This is a genomic window from Phytobacter sp. MRY16-398, assembly GCF_003925915.1.
Classification (GTDB): Bacteria; Pseudomonadota; Gammaproteobacteria; order Enterobacterales; family Enterobacteriaceae; genus Phytobacter; species Phytobacter diazotrophicus.
This window is the reverse complement of sequence record NZ_AP018756.1, coordinates 3,831,497-3,850,446: the sequence shown is the minus strand read 5'-3', so window position 1 is coordinate 3,850,446 and position 18,950 is coordinate 3,831,497. Positions and strand designations below refer to the sequence as shown.

18 protein-coding genes and 1 tRNA gene are annotated in these 18,950 nt (G+C 51.4%); 10 read left to right on the top strand and 9 right to left on the bottom strand.

Annotation, left to right across the window (positions count from 1 at the left end; genetic code table 11):
- Nucleotides 1-129 precede the first annotated feature (129 nt).
- Nucleotides 130-750 carry a TfoX/Sxy family DNA transformation protein gene (locus MRY16398_RS18990; protein ID WP_039078588.1) on the top strand — a complete coding sequence of 207 codons (621 nt, stop codon included), beginning with the start codon at nucleotides 130-132 and terminating at the stop codon, nucleotides 748-750.
- On the opposite strand, the gene yccS is transcribed toward MRY16398_RS18990, so the two are convergent.
- Nucleotides 747-2,876 (bottom strand): YccS family putative transporter, encoded by a 2,130-nt coding sequence (gene yccS, locus MRY16398_RS18985; RefSeq protein ID WP_107224517.1) that lies wholly within the window; start codon nucleotides 2,874-2,876, stop codon nucleotides 747-749. The two genes, MRY16398_RS18990 and yccS, sit on opposite strands and share 4 nt — an antisense overlap.
- Nucleotides 2,877-2,892: 16 nt before the next feature.
- Entirely contained in the window at nucleotides 2,893-3,339 is a 447-nt protein-coding gene (locus tag MRY16398_RS18980; RefSeq protein ID WP_039078590.1) for a YccF domain-containing protein, read from the bottom strand.
- 123 nt (nucleotides 3,340-3,462) lie between these two features.
- On the opposite strand from MRY16398_RS18980, the gene helD reads away from it, so the two are divergent.
- Complete coding sequence (helD, locus tag MRY16398_RS18975) at nucleotides 3,463-5,517, top strand: DNA helicase IV (protein ID WP_125125003.1); 2,055 nt, start codon at nucleotides 3,463-3,465, stop codon at nucleotides 5,515-5,517.
- Between the two features lie 29 nt (nucleotides 5,518-5,546).
- On the opposite strand, the gene mgsA is transcribed toward helD, so the two are convergent.
- Complete coding sequence (gene mgsA / locus MRY16398_RS18970) at nucleotides 5,547-6,005, bottom strand: methylglyoxal synthase (protein WP_039078592.1); 459 nt, start codon at nucleotides 6,003-6,005, stop codon at nucleotides 5,547-5,549.
- Nucleotides 6,006-6,116: 111 nt separating this feature from the next.
- On the bottom strand, nucleotides 6,117-6,779 hold the full coding sequence (gene csgI / locus MRY16398_RS18965; RefSeq protein WP_071194671.1) for a curli synthesis inhibitor: 663 nt from the start codon (nucleotides 6,777-6,779) through the stop codon (nucleotides 6,117-6,119).
- Between the two features lie 153 nt (nucleotides 6,780-6,932).
- Between csgI and MRY16398_RS18960 the strand changes: the two genes are divergently transcribed.
- The gene (locus MRY16398_RS18960; RefSeq protein ID WP_039078761.1) at nucleotides 6,933-7,346 is read left to right on the top strand and encodes a CoA-binding protein; all 414 of its coding nucleotides are present in this window, start codon (nucleotides 6,933-6,935) and stop codon (nucleotides 7,344-7,346) included.
- 25 nt (nucleotides 7,347-7,371) lie between these two features.
- Here the strand turns inward: MRY16398_RS18960 and hspQ are convergent, their stop codons facing one another.
- Both hspQ and rlmI read right to left on the bottom strand, forming a co-directional pair.
- Nucleotides 7,372-7,689, bottom strand: coding sequence for a heat shock protein HspQ (gene hspQ, locus MRY16398_RS18955; protein WP_039078594.1), 318 nt, complete (start codon nucleotides 7,687-7,689; stop codon nucleotides 7,372-7,374).
- A 60-nt stretch (nucleotides 7,690-7,749) separates the two neighbouring features.
- Nucleotides 7,750-8,961, bottom strand: a complete 1,212-nt coding sequence (gene rlmI / locus MRY16398_RS18950; protein ID WP_110294709.1) for a 23S rRNA (cytosine(1962)-C(5))-methyltransferase RlmI — start codon at nucleotides 8,959-8,961, stop codon at nucleotides 7,750-7,752.
- Nucleotides 8,962-9,170: 209 nt separating this feature from the next.
- Here rlmI and MRY16398_RS18945 point away from each other — a divergent pair, with 209 nt between their 5' ends.
- Genes MRY16398_RS18945 through yccX form a run of 3 tightly spaced genes read left to right on the top strand, consistent with a single transcriptional unit; the run spans nucleotide 9,171 to nucleotide 10,874 of the window.
- Entirely contained in the window at nucleotides 9,171-9,725 is a 555-nt protein-coding gene (locus MRY16398_RS18945; RefSeq protein ID WP_071194668.1) for a kinase inhibitor, read from the top strand.
- Between the two features lie 10 nt (nucleotides 9,726-9,735).
- A complete protein-coding gene (locus MRY16398_RS18940; protein ID WP_172600675.1) occupies nucleotides 9,736-10,524 on the top strand; it encodes a helix-turn-helix transcriptional regulator in 789 nt (262 codons plus the stop codon).
- Nucleotides 10,525-10,580: 56 nt separating this feature from the next.
- Nucleotides 10,581-10,874, top strand: a complete 294-nt coding sequence (yccX, locus tag MRY16398_RS18935; RefSeq protein WP_039078597.1) for an acylphosphatase — start codon at nucleotides 10,581-10,583, stop codon at nucleotides 10,872-10,874.
- On the opposite strand, the gene tusE is transcribed toward yccX, so the two are convergent.
- Together tusE and yccA are read right to left on the bottom strand one after the other, a co-directional pair.
- Nucleotides 10,871-11,197: a sulfurtransferase TusE gene (gene tusE, locus MRY16398_RS18930; protein ID WP_039078598.1), complete on the bottom strand. Its 327-nt coding sequence runs from the start codon at nucleotides 11,195-11,197 to the stop codon at nucleotides 10,871-10,873. The two genes, yccX and tusE, sit on opposite strands and share 4 nt — an antisense overlap.
- A 91-nt stretch (nucleotides 11,198-11,288) precedes the next feature.
- A complete protein-coding gene (yccA, locus tag MRY16398_RS18925; RefSeq protein WP_039078599.1) occupies nucleotides 11,289-11,948 on the bottom strand; it encodes an FtsH protease modulator YccA in 660 nt (219 codons plus the stop codon).
- 330 nt (nucleotides 11,949-12,278) lie between these two features.
- Here yccA and MRY16398_RS18920 point away from each other — a divergent pair, with 330 nt between their 5' ends.
- Together MRY16398_RS18920 and MRY16398_RS18915 are read left to right on the top strand one after the other, a co-directional pair.
- Entirely contained in the window at nucleotides 12,279-13,853 is a 1,575-nt protein-coding gene (locus tag MRY16398_RS18920) for an ABC transporter substrate-binding protein (protein WP_409349131.1), read from the top strand.
- A gap of 145 nt (nucleotides 13,854-13,998) precedes the next feature.
- Nucleotides 13,999-14,086: transfer RNA gene (locus tag MRY16398_RS18915), tRNA-Ser, on the top strand.
- 471 nt (nucleotides 14,087-14,557) lie between these two features.
- On the opposite strand, the gene MRY16398_RS18910 is transcribed toward MRY16398_RS18915, so the two are convergent.
- Nucleotides 14,558-14,740, bottom strand: coding sequence for a hypothetical protein (locus tag MRY16398_RS18910; RefSeq protein WP_039078626.1), 183 nt, complete (start codon nucleotides 14,738-14,740; stop codon nucleotides 14,558-14,560).
- 540 nt (nucleotides 14,741-15,280) lie between these two features.
- Here MRY16398_RS18910 and MRY16398_RS18905 point away from each other — a divergent pair.
- On the top strand, nucleotides 15,281-16,834 hold the full coding sequence (locus MRY16398_RS18905) for a sensor domain-containing diguanylate cyclase (RefSeq protein WP_125125000.1): 1,554 nt from the start codon (nucleotides 15,281-15,283) through the stop codon (nucleotides 16,832-16,834).
- Nucleotides 16,835-17,270: 436 nt separating this feature from the next.
- On the top strand, nucleotides 17,271-18,746 hold the full coding sequence (locus MRY16398_RS18900; protein ID WP_071194662.1) for an NAD(P)-binding domain-containing protein: 1,476 nt from the start codon (nucleotides 17,271-17,273) through the stop codon (nucleotides 18,744-18,746).
- Nucleotides 18,747-18,950: the final 204 nt, after the last annotated feature.

Here is an 18,950-nt window from a genome sequence, read left to right as displayed (position 1 = left end):
ATTTTGTCTTGTATTGCGATGAAGGCGCAAAATTTTCTTGCTGAGTTGCGCGCACTTGCCTATGTTCCTCAGTAGCGGATCGGTTAACAGAATTAATGTTTTTACTCCATGATTTACAAGGGAATAATCATGAAAAACATATCCTATCAAAGGATCTATCAGTCCCGGGAATACCTCGCACCTTTGGGGAAAATTCGCTTTCGCGCGCATTTTGGTGGCTACAGCTTATCGATAGACAACACCGTGTTTGCGATGATTTCAGAAGGAGAGTTATACCTGCGTGCCTGTGAGGAGAGCGCGCAATATCGGGTAACGCGAAGTTCACCTCTTCTGACAATCCAGAAGCGTGGCCGCGCTGTTTCACTTAACTACTACTTTGTTGATGAGCATCTCTGGCGTGACTTGCCAACATTGTTGCGGCTTTCATCACAATCGCTCGCGGCGGCCCGGGAGGAAAAAGCGGCGCGAGATACGCCTCATCGCCTTAAAGACCTTCCAAACATAAGCTTTCAACTTGAGATGATGCTTTTTGACGCAGGTATACCAGACGAACGTATGCTGCGGCATCTGGGCGCCAAAGCGTGTTGGTTGCGTTTGAAGGCGTTGAACAAACACATGGGCATCAAGGTGCTGCTGGGTCTGGAAGGCGCGATCATTGGGCTGCATGAAGCCGCGCTCCCGGCGTTGAGACGCCAGGAGTTAATCGACTGGTACCACGAGGTGGGTCAGAAAAAAAACCAGGATCATTAAGTCATGATCTGCCGCTGTAAACGGCACATTTCTGGCAAAAGGGCGATAAGCAGACCTATTTGTTGCAATACAAGGGGTTCTTTGCTGTCAGGTCGCGGCTCAAGATGCTTAATTCGTCGCGACAAATCTGCCAGTGTCAACTGTACGCGCTCTTCATCAGCAGGCTGGTGATGAAGGGCGTCATCAACATAACAGACTGCATCATCCAGTAAGCGAAGAATGGCCGGATGAGTAAGCTGTTCGCGATGTGCGCCAAGAGCAGAGATATAGCTGGTACAGGTATGATTCAGGCAAAGTAATCGAAATGCCACTTCACGCAGTTCAGGTGTCGCACCTGGTTCCGATGCCATATTCGAGACCACCGACGCCAGTTCGGCATCTCTGTTATAGGCGTTTCTGCGGGCAATACGGTAGGCCAGACGGTTATCACGACCCTGGTGATATTGTTCGAGAATTGCGTCCAGATAACGGCAGTTGGCATTGAATGCCTGCTCGGTCACGCGTGCCAAATTGCGAAAACGCCAGTCTGGCCAGATAAAACTTACCGCGGCCCAGGCGATGGCGCATCCGATGATTGTGTCAATAACTCGCGGCATGGCGACTTCAAAACCTTCGCCGAGCAAATTAAAGCAGAGCAGCACCAGTAAGGTGATGAACATGGTGGCCTGCGCGTATTGTACAAGACGAAAGGCGAAAAAAAGCACACCGGTAACAACAATCAGTATCAGTTGCCCCTCCTGGGAGGGAACAAAATAAAGGACGGGGAGGCCGAGGGCGATACCTGCAATAGTTCCGACGATACGCAGCGTGAGACGGTGGCGCGTGGCGTTGTAGTTAGGCTGGCAGACAAACAGACTGGTGAGCAGTATCCAGTATCCGTGATGCAGACCGGTAATTTGGATGATGGCGTAGCCCGCACACAGCACAACAGACATCCGCACGGCATGGCGAAACAGTGCTGATTCCGGTGTAAGGTTGTTGCGTAAACGCAGCCAGATATCGCTCAATCCATGCAGGCTGTCATCTGCCAGTAAGTTTTCCGTTTCGTTTTTCTGCGCAGTTTGCGGTTGTCCGGACTCGATACTCGCCAGTTGTGCGTCGATGGCGCGGAGATTATCGAGTAAGAAACCCAACGCTTTCAGTTGATCAGACGACGTTGTACCGCTGGCTCGAATGCGATCTAACGCGGCATCAAGATGTATAAATGCGCGTTCGAAGCGGTGATCATGCTGATAAGGTGTGCGAAGCAGGATGGCGTTAGCGAGCCTGGAGCAGGCCTGGGATTGCAGAGTAATCAACCGCTGAAAACGGAACATCACGTCGCTGTAGCGAAAATGTTCCCGCAGTGTCTGGTACTGTATATGCGAAGAGCTGGCACGTTCATGAATATCCTGTGCGGCAAAATAGTAGTGCAGCGTACGCCGCGTTCCTCGCTGTCCGCGATCGCCCCGCAGGCGGGTCAATAATGACGCCTTGGTCTGGTTTAGTGTTGACACCAACTGCCCGTTGGCCAGCGCCAGCTCATAAAGCGGGGCCTGGCTTTCCTCCTCAATATCCGGATCGAACAGTCGCGCTTTGAGCTCCAGATATTGGGATAACTGCTCGTAGCAGCGCGCCAGATTATCCTGCAGCGGACGGATGGGGAAAACGAGGTGCCCGACCAGCGTCAGCACGTTAAACCAGATGGCGCCTGCCAGCAGTAAAAGTGGCTGCTGATACCATGCGGTATATAACGTGGTGCCAAGCATGGTGTAGATGGCGATAAGCAATGCGCCGAACGCAATGGTGGCGTAGCGTTGCCCCAGCCCTCCCAACAAAATAAACCCAATGGTCGACGTGATAAGCCCAATGGCAAATAACCAGGGCCAGGGAAACAGAAGCTCGACCGATGCCGAGGCGATAAAAAAAGAAATCAGGGTAATGATTAAATTACGCAGACGGCCGGTCAGGCGATCATCGAGATCCGCCAGCGCCGCGGCAACAACGCCCAGTGTTAAAGGGATCGTTAGTTTCGCGTCGCCAAGCAGCCACGGCAATGCCGCCGTTCCGCTTAGCGCAAGAAAGATACGGATGTTATAAAGCCAGGCACTATTCCAGGTGTACCGGCGAAGGAGGGGGCTTAGCATAGTATTCGTGACTCGTTTACGGGAAACGACGGCGAGCATTGGCTTCGCGCGCGGCACGGGCCACTTCAACCGACACAACACGGCGGCCAACCGGCCATAAGGCGATTGCCGCAATTTTAAAATTGGCGATACCGACCGGGATGCCGATGATTGTCATGCACTGGGCAATACCGGCCATAATGTGCATCACGCAGAGCCACCAGCCAAACAGCACGAACCAGAGAACGTTGAGCACGGTCCCACCAGCATTCATGAGGGTATTTTTACTGTCAGGGTTCAGCTCATCGACATGCACAGCTTCGTTGCCCCAGGGGATCAGCGACAATTTAGTGATTTCCCAACAGGAGCGCGTAAGCGGCAAGGTAATAACCAATGCAACACTCAAAACCGTTGTTAATAGCCAGCCGAGTGTGGTGGCAAAACCGCCAAGGACAAAGTTCAATATATTCAGAACGGTACGCATATTACCTCAATGCTATTCTGTCAGGGAATTGACCTGACAATTGTAACGATTTTTTTGGCTGGAGCACGTATTCTCTGGCGGTTAAACTGGCAATCACAGTCATAAGCTGAAAAAGGATGTGTGATGGAACTCAAAGCGACTTCATTGGGAAAGCGGCTGGCGCAGCATCCATATGATCGAGTAGTCATCCTCAATGCGGGCGTGAAGGTTTCAGGTGATCGACATGAATACCTTATTCCTTTTAATCAGTTGCTGGCAATCGAGTGCAAACGTGGCCTGGTATGGGGCGAGCTGGAATTTGTTCTGGCAGATAATAAAGTCGTTCGTTTGCACGGGACTGAATGGAATGAAACACAGCGCTTTTATCAGCATCTGAATGAACGCTGGGTGGCGTGGAGCACCGAGATGAGCGAGGTGGCAGCGGGGGTACTCTCCGAACAACTCGCGGACATTTCCGGACGTATGGATCAGGAAAAATGGCTCACTCGCGCGCAGCTTAAAGGTGTTCAGCAACAGCTTCACAAGGCGTTCGATGCGTTGCCTGTTCCTACCAGCCGCCTTGAATCTTTTGCTAACTGTCGGGACCTGTGGCGGCAATGTCAGGCCTGGTTAAAAGATACAGAGGCTGGACGCGCCAAACACAATCAGGACTGGACCGACAAAATGCTGGTCCAGTACGAGGCATTTTTTAAAAACATCGAAAGTTCTCCGCTCAACCCGGCGCAGGCAAGGGCGGTGGTCAATGGTGAAAACGCGCTGCTGGTGCTCGCCGGGGCAGGCAGTGGAAAAACCTCGGTGTTGGTGGCTCGCGCAGGCTGGCTGCTGCTGCGCGGCGAAGCATCAGCGGATCAGATCCTACTGTTGGCCTTTGGTCGAAAAGCCGCGCAAGAGATGGATGAGCGCATTCGTGAGCGGTTGCATACGGATGACATCACTGCACGTACGTTTCATGCGCTGGCGTTATACATCATCCAGCAGGGTGGAAAAAAAGCGCCGGAAATTAGCAAACTTGAGAGCGACACCAGCGCACGACAAACGTTATTGCTTAAAGCCTGGCAAACTCAGTGCGCAGAGAAAAAGGCGCAGGCCAAAGGCTGGCGACAGTGGCTGGAAGAGGAGCTGCAGTGGCAGGTTCCGGAAGGCAACTTCTGGGACGATGAGAAACTGCGGCGTCGGATGGGGCCCCGGTTGGATCGCTGGGTCAGCCTGATGCGTATGCATGGTGGCAGTCAGACTGAAATGATTGATGCGGCGCCGGAAGAGGTACGCACGCTGTTCAGCAAGCGGGTCAAACTGATGGCACCCCTGCTGAAAGCCTGGAAAACCGCGCTCAAAGCGGAAAACGCCGTCGATTTTTCCGGATTGATTCATCAGGCGATTAACGTGCTGGATAAAGGGCGTTTTGTCAGCCCCTGGAAGCATATCCTGGTAGATGAGTTTCAGGACATCTCGCCGCAACGCGCCGCGCTGCTGGCTGCATTACGGCGGCAGAATTCACAAACAACTTTGTTTGCGGTGGGTGATGACTGGCAGGCTATTTACCGTTTCAGCGGCGCGCAACTCTCGCTGACCACGGCGTTTCATGACTATTTTGGCGAAGGCGATCTGTGCGCGCTGGATACAACCTATCGTTTCAACACGCGCATTGGTGAAGTCGCCAATGGATTTATCCAGCAGAATCCGCACCAGCTCAATAAACCTCTTAACAGCCTGAGCGCCGGGGATAAAAACGCGGTGACATTATTGGCGGCGGACCAACTGGATGCGCTTCTCGATAAGCTCAGCGGTTATGCCACCCAGGAGGATCGTATTCTGGTGCTGGCGCGTTATCACCATGGTAAGCCCGCCAGTCTTGATAAAGCCGCCACGCGCTGGCCAAAACTGCAGCTCGATTTTATGACCATTCATGCCAGTAAAGGTCAGCAGGCGGAATATGTCATTGTGCTGGGGTTACACGAAGGGCAGGACGGTTTCCCGGCTCCCGCCCGTGAGTCCATTATGGAGGAGGCGCTGTTGCCGGTGCCGGAAGATTTTCCTGACGCCGAAGAGCGCCGCTTGCTGTATGTCGCCATCACTCGAGCACGTAAACGCGTCTGGCTGCTGTTTGATAAAGACAACCCGTCGCGATTCGTTGATGCGCTCAGGCAGCTTAATGTGCCGGTGGCGAGGAAACTCTGAGAGCAGGCGGCATCAGCCGCCCGCAAAGACTATTTCAGACGTTCAGCGAGGTAGCGCTGGTAATCCGGGATCAGGATTTCGACACTTTCTGCGAAACCGGGAGACTGGATGATGAAATCAGCGGTGGAAAGGTTGGTGGCGACCGGAATATTCCACACGGTCGCCAGACGCAGCAACGCCTTAACATCCGGGTCGTGCGGCACTGCGTTCAGCGGATCCCAAAAGAAAATCAGCACATCAATTTTGCCTTCCGAAATGAGCGCCCCAACCTGCTGATCACCCCCCATTGGGCCACTCAGCATGGCATTCACTTCAAGACCGGTAGCCCGCTGAATCAGGTTCCCGGTTGTCCCGGTGGCATAGAGAACGTGGTTAGCCAGTTTTGGTTGATGGCGTTCAACCCATGTCATCAGCATCTGCTTGCAATGGTCATGCGCAACCAGTGCGATGTGCTTACGCACGGGTAAGGAGCGTGTTGTGAGTTCCATAATCCGATTCCGTCAAAGTATTTTCGCTACAGATTACTGGAAGCGCCTGATGCTGCAAGAGAATGGCGTAAAAAATTATGCGCGAATGCGCGTAATGTTAACTCGCGCGGATCATGACGGGGGTTGTTGCTTAATCCATTGCATAAAACGGTCACGGGTTTGCGGGTCGGCCTGTTGGTACCAGAACCTCAGGCGCTGTTCTGTGAGGGTTTGCGATTGTGTCTGTGGGCTATCCAGTTCTGAAACGCCAGAGAGTAAGGTGCTGTCATCGGCCATCATCGTTGCAAATTTGGGTAGCGAAGCATATTTCCCCGCTTTGTTGTAATGCTCTGTCTCACGTTCATAGTCAATGATTTTCCCGTTTGCACTGATCTCAAGGATATCGAGTTTTACCGGAATCGGTGTGGCGTTGCCATCCAGTAAAGCCAGATGAGGCGTGGCGTTAAACGCCTCGGCTGCCTTTTGCGTGTCGATAGGGGGAAGGTTGAAGTTGACCTGGCTGATGCGCTGCGTATCGAAGGTGGCAATCAGCGGTACGGAAATAAATAGCCGGGATTCGTGATTGCCAGGCTCCATATTTTTTTCAACCCGGAAAACCACCTGATGAACGCCGTTTTCCAGTTCTATACTTTCCGCGCCGCGAAGCAGTGAGCTGGACACCTTTTTGCCATCAAGAACCAACAGGTCGATATCGCCGGACAGGCGAAGCGACGTAGCCAGTACATTAACCGGTATCAAACACGTGATAATGAATACTGTCCACCCGCACTTCATTGCGCGCTCCTGGGGGCTCATTGCCAATTCACATTTCAATTTATTTATTAACTTATAGACATATAACCTGTTCTCGCACTCATACTTCTGTATGGGATACATGGTTGTAGCGCAATGTTTGACATACACTTTGGAAAACCGCTGGAGGAAACCATGAAAGAGACCGATATCGCCGAGATCCTGAAATCGACACGTACCATCGCGTTGGTGGGGGCGAGTGACAAACCTGACCGGCCGAGTTACCGGGTCATGAAGTATTTGCTTGACCAGGGTTACCACGTTATTCCGGTATCACCGAAAGTTGCCGGTGCAACGCTTCTGGGGCAGCAAGGATATGCCACGCTGGCTGATGTGCCGGAAAAAGTGGATATGGTTGACGTATTTCGTAATTCCGAAGCGGCATGGGGCGTTGCCCAGGAAGCTATTGCCATCGGCGCGAAAACATTATGGATGCAGCTTGGCGTAATCAACGAACAGGCCGCCGTGCTGGCCAGTGAGGCGGGATTGAAGGTCGTGATGGACAGATGTCCGGCTATTGAAATCCCGCGGTTAGGACTCGCAAAATAAAAACACCCCGCATTGCGGGGTGTTGTCAGTTACGCAGGCGGGGTGCCTGCAGTTGCCTGCGGATCGTCCGCGCCAGCTCATCCATCGAAGGTTGTTCAGGATGTTCTTGCTGAATCTCACTGGTCAGTTGTGCTTCGGCCAGATAGGTATGCACTGGCTGACCGTCATCATCTTCCATCACCACGTGGTACCAGGGCGCAGCCCGGAGTTCATCGTTAACCGCCAGCTCGTCGACTGACGGCTCGTCGAGTGAATACTCAGGGTCAATATCCACCACTACGCCAAGATAGCCCAGCAGCGAGTGGCGAACCTGCTGACCAATACCGTATTTGCTGGCAATCATTGTCACCTCCCGGGAACCTGTACATGACCCAGATATGCGGGCAAGGCTCCAAAAATCAAGTTACATGACGCGACAGGCAAACCCTTTAAGGTACAGTCCTTCCGGGTAGGGAGCGATCACCGGGTGATCGGCGGCCTGACGGAACTGCTCTATAAATTGTACATCACGGCCAGCATCTATTGCGGCGTCGGCGATGATTTTCTGAAATAAATCTGTGGTCATCAGGCCAGAGCAGGAGAAAGTCAGTAACACGCCGCCGGGGTTCAACAGTTGGATAGCGAGCATGTTGATATCCTTATAGCCACGACATGCGCCCTGAAGCTGCCCCTTATTTTCTACGAATTTTGGCGGATCCATGACGATGACATCAAATGTCTCGCCCTGATCGCGATATTTGCGTAACAGTTTGAAGACGTCATCACGAATGAACTCAGCCTTGCTGAGGTCAAGCTTGTTTAACTCAACGTTCTTTTTGGCAACGTCCAGCGCTTCCTGGGAGGTATCCACACTCACCACCTGACGGCAATTGCCCATCAGAGCGGACACGGCGAAACCACCCGTATAAGAGAAACAGTTAAGGACGCGTTTGTCGGCAACGTAACGGCGGGTTGCCAGGCGGCTGTCGCGTTGATCGAGGTAATAGCCAGTTTTGTGGCCGGCCTTAATGTCGACATACAACTTCATGCCATTTTCCTGGATTGGCAGCAGATCAGGCGGCAACTCACCCACAACCGGACCCTGCGCGAGCGCCAGCCCCTCTTTTTTACGTACCGCAACATCGCTGCGATCGTAGATGGAGCATTGCGGGTAGAGTGTCTGCAGCGCAGAGATAATGGCAGCGCGCTGATATTCAGCACCAGCGCTAAGCAATTGCAGTACCAGGAAATTACCGAAGCGGTCAATGGTAACGCCCGGTAAACCATCGGATTCACCTGCAATCAGACGGTAGCTGTCCAGCCCGTCGCGCTCTGCCAGCCAGTCACGCCATTGCTGTGCCTGCTGCAGGCGGCGGGTAAAAAACGCGATGTCGATGAGCTCGTCTTTGTCGAAGGTCCAGACGCGAGCGCGAATTTGCGATTCCGGCGAAAAGGCGCCGCGCGCCAGCCATTTACCCTGCGCATCGACAATGTCGATAGTCTCACCGAGACGGGCTTTTCCTTCCATACGGCTTACGGCGCCGGAGAACACCCAGGGATGGCGGCGCAGCAAGGACTTCTCGCGCCCTTTGGCTAACACTAAACGGGGAAACCTTGCACTTGTAGATTCGGTCATACCGGGGAACCTCTGACGAACGTCAATATTAACCGGGGGATATCGGCCCGGCTCTTGATAATTAAACGGCGCGTAGGGTAGCACACATGCCCGGGCCAGGCACCCGCCTGATGGGGTGAGCGTTTCGGCACAAAAACAAAACGTTCAGGCACAACGTCTGCGCACGCTAAATATTAAATTGTATTTCTCAACATCAACGAGGAAATACAATGAAAAAAATCACCTTCACCGTCTTAATTTTTTTGGCCGCCGGGAGCGTTAATGCCTTCGCGGCTGAGACGTTTAGCCTCAGCAGTGCGGATATTCAGAACCATCGTTTAACAGAACAACAGGTTTTTGCGGGATTTGGTTGTCATGGCGGCAATACATCTCCGCAACTGGGCTGGCATAATCCACCAGCAGGAACCAAAAGTTTTGCGATAACCGTTTATGATCCCTCAGCCCCGACGGGAAGCGGCTGGTGGCACTGGACGGTGGTGAACATACCGGTGAAAACACAAACACTCCCAACGGGCGCGGGAGATGAAAAGAGCCCTACGTTGCCTGACGGGGCAGTTCAGGGGCGAAACGATTATGGCTATGCGGGCTTTGGGGGGGCGTGTCCTCCCGTCGGCGATAAACCGCATCCGTATCAATTCACCGTATGGGCGCTGAGTACTGATAAACTGCCCATTGATAGCAATGCAAGTGGTGCTCTGGTTGGCTATATGCTCAACAGTAATGTCATTGCAAAAGCGAGTTTCACAGCAACCTACGGAAGATAAAGGTGACACGGTGCAGAAAGTCCAGTTTCAGCATAAAACGTTAACGGCGGCAGAAGTCCGTTCGAACCATCTGCATCGTCTGCATCGTGTAAAGCTTTTCAGTGCTGCCATTTGCCATATTACGCAGGGAAGCAAGGTTATTATTCAGGAAGAGAATCGGGTTGTCGCGACACCTGATGAGCTTATTATCGTTCCGGCAAATAACTCTCTCGAAATCATTAATCAGCCAGTACATGGCCAGTTTCACTCCGATTTATTAGTATTATCGCCCGATCTGCTCACAGAGTTTAAGTCACAATATGTACGGGATTTTCCAGCCGCCAGGCCTGCGTCCGTATGCGCCCCTCTAAGTCACGATCTGGCCTTTATGTGGGACAATTTATTACATGCGGTTCGCCATGATTTACCGGAAAAATTGCAAAAACATCAGGCGATGGGGCTTTTGTTAGCACTGCTTGAAGAGGGGGTTGCGGGTCCGCTTCTGATTGAGCGTCGTTATAGTCTGACCGAGCAGGTGCGACAAATTGTCATGTTGTCTCCCGCAAAAAACTGGAGTGTGCAAGAGATAGCAGGGCAACTTGCTATTGGCGAATCCACTTTACGCAGACGGCTTAAAGATGAGTCTCAAAGTTACCGACTAATTGTCGAGGAGGTTCGCATGTCGCTTGCATTGTCACAGCTACAATCCACTACCTTGCCTATTGGCGAAATAGCCTCTCGCTGTGGGTATCTTTCGGGTTCGCGTTTCACTGCCAGGTTCCGTGAGCATTATGGATGTTTACCTAAAACTGTACGCTGATGATTAACGTTTCTACTATTAACAGAGAGACTGATTTTGCGTGAGGGGAGGTGGTTATGGCGAACGAGACAACATCGAATTGCGTAATATGCTGGGTTCATGGCATGGTCCAGGGTGTCGGGTTTCGTTATAGCACGCAACGTGAGGCGCAGCGTCTGGGGTTAACCGGTTACGCGCGCAATATGGACGACGGCAGTGTAGAGGTTGTCGCTTGTGGCGATAACGAGAAAGTAGAGCAACTCATTACCTGGCTGAAAGCCGGTGGACCGCGCAGCGCCAGGGTTGAAAAGGTCTTAACAGAGCCTCATCAACCCGGCAGAGAATGGACGAATTTTGGGATTCGCTATTAAATGCACTTTACCGGTTTTGGCAGGCCGGCAATTTTTGTTGCCTGCTTTGCCGGTCCTTTCGGGAAGAGGCGATACAGATAACGACTGTTGCCTTTTTCTTCACCAAATTTGTTAGCCATCGCTTTTACCAGCATGCGAATGGCGGGCGATGTATTGAATTCCAGATAAAACTCGCGCACAAAGCGCACCACTTCCCAGTGTTCTTCTGCGAGGGTGATACCTTCATTTTCGGCAATCGCCGATGCCAGTGCTTCATTCCACAGAGTCGTGTCTTTCAGATAGCCTTCGCTATCGGTTTCAATTTCTTTACCGTCAAAGATCATGGTCGTTCGCAAGGTGAGTCAATAACGCGGGGAGTGTAGCAAAAAACAAAGCCCCGCATAAGCGGGGCCCTGGTAATGCACGGTGACGCGATTAGTCGCGGCTGGCGAAGCCCAGAATGCTCAGCAGGCTTACAAAGATGTTGTACAGCGACACATACAGGCTCACGGTTGCGCGAATATAGTTGGTTTCGCCGCCGTGAATGATGTTGCTGGTTTCAAACAGGATTGCGCCTGAGGAAATCAGAATGAACACTGCGCTAATAGCTAAATGCAGCGCCGGAAGTTGCAGGAAGATATTGGCAACCATCCCGACCAGCACAATCACAATACCTGCCATCAGCATACCGCCGAGGAAGGACATGTCTTTGCGCGTTGTCAGCACATACGCTGAGCAGCAGAAGAACACCAGTGCGGTACCCCCGAGCGCCAGGCCGATGATATCGCCCATGCCCGCAGACAGGTAAGCGTTCAGGATTGGGCCCAGGATGTAACCCAGGAAGCCGGTAAAAGCGAAGGCCGAAAAAATACCCGCCGGTGAGTTCGCCGTTTTATAGGTCAGGAACATCAGGCCGTACATCCCAACCAGCGTCAGAATCAAACCCGGAGAGGGCAGCATCAGCACGGTGCTTGCGGTTGCCGTGATGGCGGAAAAGGCAAGCGTCAGGCTCAGTAAGAAATAGGTATTGCGCAGCACCTTATGGGTGCTAAGCAACGATGAACGGTCGCGCGAGGAGGTAATAATACGATCCATGAGGCACTCTCTTTTAACATAACAGATGTCATTAAATGTCGAGGATAGGAAATCCCCGTTTCCTTACAAAGTTGTTTTACCCATCTTTACTCAAAAAGCAAGCAAATCCATTTGGTTAAATATGCTTCAAATGCTCAAAAATTAAGCATAAGTGCGCATTTGAAGAAAATAACCATACCAGTGTCTTATATGTCACTGAAAAATATTGCCCTGATGACTTGAGCGCGCTAAGAAAGAAGTCGCGTCGTCATCAGGAATATAATCAGGGCGAAAAAGATGAAATCACGATATTTTACCCGTATTACCCTAAGCGCCTTAGCGTTAGGCATTATGAGCGCCTCCGCGTCGTTAAACGCGGCGACAGTTCCCACAGGAACTGAACTGGCGGCCCAGCAGGAGCTGGTGCGTAACAATGGCAGCGAACCTGCGTCTCTCGATCCGCATAAAGTAGAAAGCGATGTCGAATTCGGGATTATCAGAGATTTATTCGATGGGCTTGTTGCGGTAAAAAAAGATGGCACTGTTGAGCCTCGTCTCGCGCAATCATGGGAAAACAAAGACAACACGGTATGGGTGTTTCATTTGCGCCCTAACGTGACATGGTCTGATGGCACGGCCATTACGGCAAAAGATTTCGTCTGGAGCTGGCAGCGACTCGTCGATCCGAAAACCGTGTCACCCTATGCCAGCTACCCCGGCAACATGCATATAGAAAATGCCGCCGACATTGCTCTTGGAAAAAAAGCGCCCGAGACACTGGGTGTTAAGGCGCTGGATGATAATACCCTGGAGGTTCGCCTGACGCAGCCGACGGCGGCTTTCCTCGCTATGCTGGGGCATCCGGCAATGGTACCGGTCGATAAGATTCTCATCAACCGCTTTGGCGAAAAATGGACCAAGCCTGAACATATTGTTACCAGCGGCGCCTACAAACTTAGCGACTGGGTAGTCAATGAGCGTATCGTCGCGGTACGCAATACGCGCTACTGGGATAATAGCGCGACGGTCGTCAATAAAGTGACGTACCTGCCCATCTCTTCTGAAACCGCCGATGTAAACCGCTATAAAGCCGGTGAGATAGATATCACCTATACCGTGCCGGTAAATCAGTTTGCCCAGTTGAAAAAGACGCTCGGCGATCAGGTCAACGTTTCGCCGCTGCTGGCGACCTATTACTACGAATTCAATACCACTAAAGCACCGTTCAACGATCCGCGCATACGTCGGGCGCTCAATATGGCGCTGGATAAAGATATTATTGCCGATAAGGTGATGGGGCAGGGGCAGCGTCCGGCCTGGTTAATCAGCCAGCCAGAAATCGGCGGAGTAACCTTGTCCGCACCGGATTACGCCGCCTGGCCACAGGAAAAACGGATTGCAGAAGCGAAACGATTGCTTAATGAAGCCGGGTTTAATGAGGCGCATCCACTGTCGTTTAATCTGCTTTATAACACCATGGAGACCCATCAGCGCATCGCGATTGCCGTTAGTTCTATGTGGAAGAAAAACCTGGGAGTAGAGGCAAAGCTGCAAAACCAGGAGTGGAAAACGATGCTTGATGCCATGCATACCGGTCACTTCGATCTGGTTCGCTATGCCTGGAATGCCGACTATGATGATGCCGCAACCTTTTTGAACAACTTCCGTACGGGCGATAGCGAGAATACCTCGCAGTACAGTAATCCGGCTTACGATGACGCATTACGAAATGCTGCCAAAGCAAGCAATCTCGCCGAGCGAAGCAAATATTACCAGCAGGCGGAAGATTTACTGGGGCAAGATGTCCCGGCGATCCCTGTTTACCATTATGTGCGCGTGCATCTTGTGAAGCCGTGGGTCGGCGGGTTTGACCCGGACAGGCTCGGGTATTATTTAACGAAGGATATGTACATCAAAAAACATTGAGGTGCTGTCGCCATAAAAAACGGCTGTAAAATGGTCAGTGTGTTGTTATTTCAGGCGATTAACACACATTTGGCTGTTTTTCAGGCATATGAACATTTCAGGGCTTTACAGATGCATCGGGGATGTTTATAGTGCGCCTCATTCCGGAAGTGTGGCCGAGCGGTTGAAGGCACCGGTCTTGAAAACCGGCGACCCGAAAGGGTTCCAGAGTTCGAATCTCTGCGCTTCCGCCAGATTAAACAAGGGCTTACCATTAGGTAAGCCCTTTGTTTTTGGCTCTTAGAAATCTCATCAAATTTGAACACTTCAACGTTGGCAGTTCGCTCGTCGGCGCGACCTGAATTTTTCGGTCATACACCCCACATGCCTCTCCGTTTTAAATCCGCTGGATAGTTCCTTTCCGGCTTCCCGATTTGTTCTGTTCCTGCAATGGGTTAGTGTTTTGGCGTTGCGCTTTCCTCTCTCACATTTGCCCGTTTTGCATGCTCAGTTTGGGAAATGAGTTACACGGTAAATCACACCTGAGCAAATTTGTGAATCTGCTCAGGCATGTGTCGGCTACCATGATTCTCAATGCCATCGATACATCGCCTGGAATATAAGCAGGCTTTCCTGCGCGACGGACACACAGGTGGTCTTTGCCGCAGGGTTAAAGCCCTGCGAGAGCGATAAACAGAAGATCTCAGTAAATGCTCAAATCAAGGTTATTTACGGAGGGATTTAATCGCTTGTTCCACCAGCGCGGCATGTCTTTTCATATCCGCTACCATTTTTTTATCCCTATCCCCGGTAGACTTCGATGGGTTGGTGATTTTGCATATTATTTCTGCTCTCCTGACGATTTCATCGCTGATCTGAATCAATCTTTCGGACTCGGTAATTGCCATGACTTCTCCCTGTTTGAATTAAACATTTAACAACGGCAGTTTCAGAAAAGTCTTAAATTTATTCTTCTCTCTCTTCCAGTGCAAGTGGGATTTTCTTTCTGAAGTCAGAGAGCAGCATCTGGTTTTACCGGCTGACACAGATCTTTCGCAAATCTACGGCAATAAACTCAGGTTTTGTCGGAGCAAAATGAGAACTCCGGATGCCCCGGCTACTGGATAAAGGCTAAATCTATGAGCAGGTTAGGTGAGTTGCTATTCCAGGTAACGAGCGAGCTGGCGTTAGCAAATAACACCCACTAAAAATGGTAGGGCTGACGATAACGGGTGTCATGATGAATAAACGAAATATTTGAGGATATATATTATATCGTCAACGCTACTGAAGGCTATTTCGTCACCGTCATTCCAGCTAAGTGATATAATCAATACCCATACAGAATTTCCACTTATTAAACACTATGCCGCTTTGATAGTTCTGTATTTTTTAACGTCTATGTAGTACGGCTTAATTTTCTAAAAATTGGCACGGAGGCAAGGGGAATGTCAGGTAAACAGAGCTCTTTTTTTTCTACAGTCTTACATACTTCATTGGGAAGAAGTATGGCTTTGTTTCTTTTTATCATCAGCGTAGCTGTCGCAGCGATAAACAGTTGGACTATGTGGCAGTCCTGGCAAAATGAACTCGCGGAAAGTGAAAACGATGCACGAAACCTTTCTGTGTCGCTGGCTCGCCAGGCAGAAGATACCTTTTTACAGGTGGATATCACGCTTTCTGAGGTGGTGCGGCAATTAAATTTTTATGGTATAGACTACGCAAATACACCACCCTTTGCCCGGCATCTGAAAGAACTACACGATAAACTTACACAACTGCATGGCCTGTTTATATACGACGCCAGGGGGAATTGGGTCGTCACCACAGGGAATTATATACCCGCAAAAGCTAACAATGCCGATCGTGAATATTTTATATGGCATCAGCAGCATACTGAGCAAGGCATTCATATTGGTCACGTGATACGAAGTCGTTCCACTGGCGATCTGGTTATTCCGGTGTCAATGCGACTGAATGATACGAATGGTGATTTTGCGGGGGTAGCGCTGGCTACAATCAAAGTAGATTATTTCAGACACTTCTATAGTTATTTTATTATCGGTCCAAAAGATGCCCTCGGGCTTATTCTGGCTGATAGTTCTACTCTCTATGTTCGCCCTTTACCGGACTCGGCTATCAATAAGAATTTGTCTAACAGTCCTCTTTTTACTTTCGCACTGAAAGCGTCTGAGAGTGGAAGTGCCACCTGGGTTTCATTACTCGACGGCGTGGAGCGGATTTTTGGATATGCTCGCCTGGAACGGTATCCATTAATTGTGACCGCCGGTTATGACAAGGACCGAATTCGTACGACCTGGCTGCAAGAAAACATAGCCGATGCACTGCTTAATATCGCCATGCTCTTCATGATGCTTATTCTTGGCTTGTTTGTGCTGCGTCAGATTAACACAAATGCGCGAAATCAGGCTGAGCTGGCCTTAGTGCGGGACGAACTGACGACCATTAATCATACCCTCCAGTTGCTGGCACTGCTTGATGGGCTGACTGGCCTTGCCAATCGCAGACAATTTGATGAGTTTCTGGAAAGAAGCCTGATTCACTCGCAAAAAAGCAGGCTGCCTGTTTCTCTTATCATGATAGATATCGATTTTTTTAAACGTTATAACGACACCTATGGTCATGTGGCAGGTGATGCTTGCCTGAAAAAAGTCGGCAGCATACTGGGTTCTCTCGTTCATCGGCAGGGTGATCTGGTTGCCCGCTACGGTGGTGAGGAATTTGCCATCATTTTGTCTGAGGCTGATGCCTCGCAAGTAAAACAATTTGCTGATCATGTGGTTGTGAGTATCAGAGCGGCGGCAATTGCGCACATCTCGACAGACCTCCCGGAAAAAGTCGTCACCATCAGCGCAGGTTGTGCAACCATCGTCTCTGATGGTCAGAAGTGGGAAGCCGAAATGCTTAAAAAAAGTGCCGACAAAGCACTGTATGAAGCGAAGTTAGCAGGACGAAACTGTGCGCAAGCAGAAGAGAGTTAATTGCCGAATTGCGGGGGCGGGAATACCCTGGATTGCAGAAATTTCATTTTCACTATGATGATATTGCCCTCATGTCAGGGCTTACTGAGTGGTTTTACACTTTTCGAAAATTAAACATGTTGCTCGTTACGGGCGTATCACCTGCCGTCGATCCGCAAGGGATCAGCGTTTGAATTTCTGCGCTTTCGCCGGAAAACGCCTGCTCATATACCCCACTTCCTCTTCGTCTCCTTTCCCCTGAACCTCCGCTTCTGTTTACTCCACCCCGCGTAATCCAAATCATCTGCCTCACGTGCTCTCGCCAGTCAAACCCAATCCCGGTCTCCTATAGAAAAAGTCTGCATTAGGCTAGCAATATTAAATCGTAGTTCCCCTGGTATCGAAGTGCTATCACTCAGCAAATGACTGAATGCATTGACACAAAAGGATAACGACGATGTCACTTTCTTCGATTTCGCCCATTACACCATCCGAAAGGGCAGAGCAGGGGCTTGCCGCGCTGGAAGCCCGAATCAAACAGGATTTGGAATGGCTGGCGTTGCCTGCAAAACGCTGGTTGCCACAACAATCTGACGCACAGGCGCAGAACGTGGTGATCATTGGCGCAGGCATGGCGGGCCTGGCGGCGGCGTTCGCACTGCGCCTGCAGGGTATTGACGCCGTGCTGTATGACAAAGCACCCAAAGATTTTGAAGGTCCCTGGGCAACAACCGCGCGCATGGAAACGCTGCGCTCGCCTAAACACCTTACCGGGCCGGCGCTTGATATTCCCTCTCTGACCTTTCGCGCCTGGTATGAAGCACAATTTGGCCTTGAGGCCTGGAATACGCTGGACAAGATCCCCCGTCTGCAATGGGCCGCGTATCTGCGCTGGTACCGCCAGGTGCTGGCGCTGGATGTGCGTAACGATCACGCCCTGACAGGTCTGAATCTGCACGACCCACAGCGTGTAGAACTGACCTTTTCGCACCAGGGTGAGATCCGGCGGGTGAGCGCGCGCAAAGTGATCCTGGCCATCGGAATGGATGCGTTTGGCGGACCTGCTATTCCTGATTTTGTCAGTGATGTACCAAAGCAGTATTGGGCACACTCAGAAGAGGCGATTGATTTTGCCGCTCTTGCAGGTCGTCGGGTTGCGGTGGTTGGCGGTAGCGCCACCGCGATGGATGTTTCGGCCACGGCGCTGGAAGCGGGTGCTGCGGGGGTTGAACTGCTGATCCGTCGTCCTGATTTTCCCCGCGTGAACCTGTCAAAAGGGGCAGGCAACCCGGGTTTTGAATCAGGCTATTTTAATCTGCCGGATGAGTGGAAATGGCGGCTGGCCCAGCATATCGCGACCGTCCAGACGCCGCCGCCGCACGGCAGCACGCTGCGCGTGTCGCGTCATCCCAACGCCTGGTTCAATTTTAACGCCCCGGTTGAGCGGGTCGAAACCCGCCAGGAGGGCATCGTTGTTCATACTCCGCAGGGCGAAGTGCCGGTAGATTTCCTGATCCTTGCCACCGGGTATGCTCTGGACTGGCATGCCCGTCCGGAATTTCATGCGCTGGTGGATCAGGTCAAAACCTGGGGCGATGCCTGGCAGCCTCCTGCTGATAAGCAGAACGCGCAACTGGCGAGTTATCCCTATCTGGGGGCTGATTTCGCGTTTCAGGCAAAACACAGTGACAGCCCCTCTTCGCTGGCGAGGGTGCACTGTTTTAGCCACCCGGCGCTGTTAAGCAACGGTCATGTCGTCGGCCTTATTCCTGGAATCAGCCAGGGCGCACGTACCCTGGCACAACATATTTCCGGGCAGCTTTATTTTGAAGATCGTGAACACCATTATCAGGCCATTATCCATTACGATGATCCCGAACTGCTGGGTGATGAGTGGCAGCCTGCCGTGCCCTATGCCTGGCGAGAACGCTAATTTCCTTGAGGCGCAGGTTGGGGCACTGTTGGCATTTCCCCGCCACCAGATTGCCCCAACCTGCGCCTTGCCGCCTGATAGCGATTGCCCTTTATTTGCTGAATCCAGTCTGGCCTGGACTCTGCGCTGCTGCCGATTTAGTGTCACATCTCGCTAACAAATTTACGCATATTCATTATCAGTATTGTTCTTTGCGGTTTACCC